We start from the raw sequence: 1,895 nt of genomic DNA on the forward strand, positions 1-1,895 counted from the left end.
CTTTCGCGTTATCTATGTTTTTTACTATCCCCTAATGAAAGTCATGGGCAGTCAATATTGTTTCTAAGAGGATTTACCAATCTCATTGAAAAGATGGGACACAATAGCCCTATAGTTGATAAGGACTGCCTTTATAAGGCCAGAGTAGATTATGAAGTCATTATAGAAAATGGCAGAAAAATAGATCTTTTGTTGACAACATCAGACGGTTTTATTGCTATAGAAAATAAGCCATGGGCTGAGGACCAAGAGAATCAGTTAAGAGACTATGCGCAATGGCTAAATAAGATGGATAGACCGTGGAAATTAATATACTTATGCAATCATGAACCCGGTGAATGGACTCTTCCGCATGACACGCCAGACTCTTTGAAACAACACATTCTGACAATATCTTGGTATGATGTCATCAGATGGTTAGGCGATTGTTTATTGTACGTTCGTGCAGGCACAGTCAGAATCTTTGTTGAGTCACTAATTAAATACATAAATCAATCAATTAACGGAGAATTTATTGTGGATAACAACGATGAATTATCTGAAATCATCCAAAAAGATAGCAATACTATAGAGTCTGCATTTCTTATTTATAACCAGATAGAAAGTGTGCGTAAAAAGTTATATGAAAAATTAATTTCAGATCTGAATAAAAAACTGATTCCATATGATTTAAAAATCAACTTTACTGATGTAGATACATCTAGTCGATGGGCTGGGTTTTATATACCTTTAAGTTCTAGTGATACTTATTGTCTTTGCTGGGAGTTTGACCGCGCTAACTTTAATGGTTTGTACTTTGGTATATCAGGAGTAAGTAAAAAAGAAGGCCAAACTGCTAACATTTCAGCAGCTATGTCAGAACTTTTCCCTCATATGCAAGGTAAATCAAATAAATATTGGTCATGGTGGAGTTGGGACCTAGATCCACAGGGGAAAAATAGGATTCCTCAAAACTGGGGTAATGATGGTGCGGTCTGGTCAAAGCTCGGTGAACGTGATGAAGACAGTGTCTTTGCTGCACTGTATGAAGTGATAATTACTATTCACGAAAAAATTAATATGAAGCTATTTATGTAAGGATGAATAATTGATAAGCCACCATAGACACTAGGAAAATGCGAGCTATTCCTGTGAGTCATTATAGCATCGGGAGCGCATTCCCATCGTGGCAATCACCTATATCACTAAGGTTTTGGCCTACTAAACAATGTGAGATGGTGAGCGAGCTGAGATCTCTTTGACGGGTCGCAAACCCTGATATCAGGAGCCATTGGTAACATCAGATAGAAAAAACGCCAACCCCGAAGGACTGGCGTTGATATTTTACTCATTTTATCCCAGTAGAGATTCTGCTACGCCATCGTTTTCCTCACAAGATTGATCTACTAGCGACGGTTGCGTCGGGGTGACGGAAGGAGCCGCCACGTCGTCGCATTCGTCACGACTTTGGTTAGCTTTTGGCTCGAACCAAACCTTGTAGTACCGATCAGTGGCCCGTCCTCGAATGGCTTGCACTCCATTGCTGGTAAGGGCATCTAGCAGCACAGGTATCTTCCGAGATAAGGCTGCTGCATTTTTGGGCATATCGGAACCAATAGCGATAGACGTTTGGGCTTCCAAAGCGCTGAGCAACTCATGGGGAGTCCCTCGCCAAGGATCGATCTTGGAGTAGCGTTTCGCAAACATGGACAAGGAAACGAATAGGGAGTCATCTACCACCCCTGCGACTTTTGCTTGTTCAACGTTCTGTTTGTATGCCTCTTGTAGTACTCCTGCTTCTTGGCCAAGCACAGCTTCCAAACCAGCAACCCAAAGAGAGAAATCCGCCATGCGGCTTCGATAGAGTACCTTTGCGGAGCCTTTCGTAGCAATGGTCTTGGCTGTTAATACATGTA

At 41.4% G+C, this 1,895-nt stretch carries 2 protein-coding genes; one reads left to right on the forward strand and one right to left on the reverse strand.

Going from position 1 to position 1,895, the window contains the following annotated elements; translation table 11 throughout:
* Window positions 1-1,077 (forward strand): PD-(D/E)XK nuclease family protein (locus tag VF684_RS20835; protein ID WP_440174393.1); only part of this gene is annotated, 1,077 nt, incomplete at its 5' end.
* Between the two features lie 255 nt (window positions 1,078-1,332).
* Here the strand turns inward: VF684_RS20835 and VF684_RS20840 are convergent.
* The coding region (locus VF684_RS20840) for a hypothetical protein (protein ID WP_440174394.1) at window positions 1,333-1,895 on the reverse strand (563 nt) is incomplete at its 5' end.

The sequence above is a fragment of the Aeromonas sp. Lyrl_2 genome (genome assembly GCF_051948815.1).
Classification (GTDB): domain Bacteria; phylum Pseudomonadota; class Gammaproteobacteria; order Enterobacterales; family Aeromonadaceae; genus Aeromonas; species Aeromonas veronii.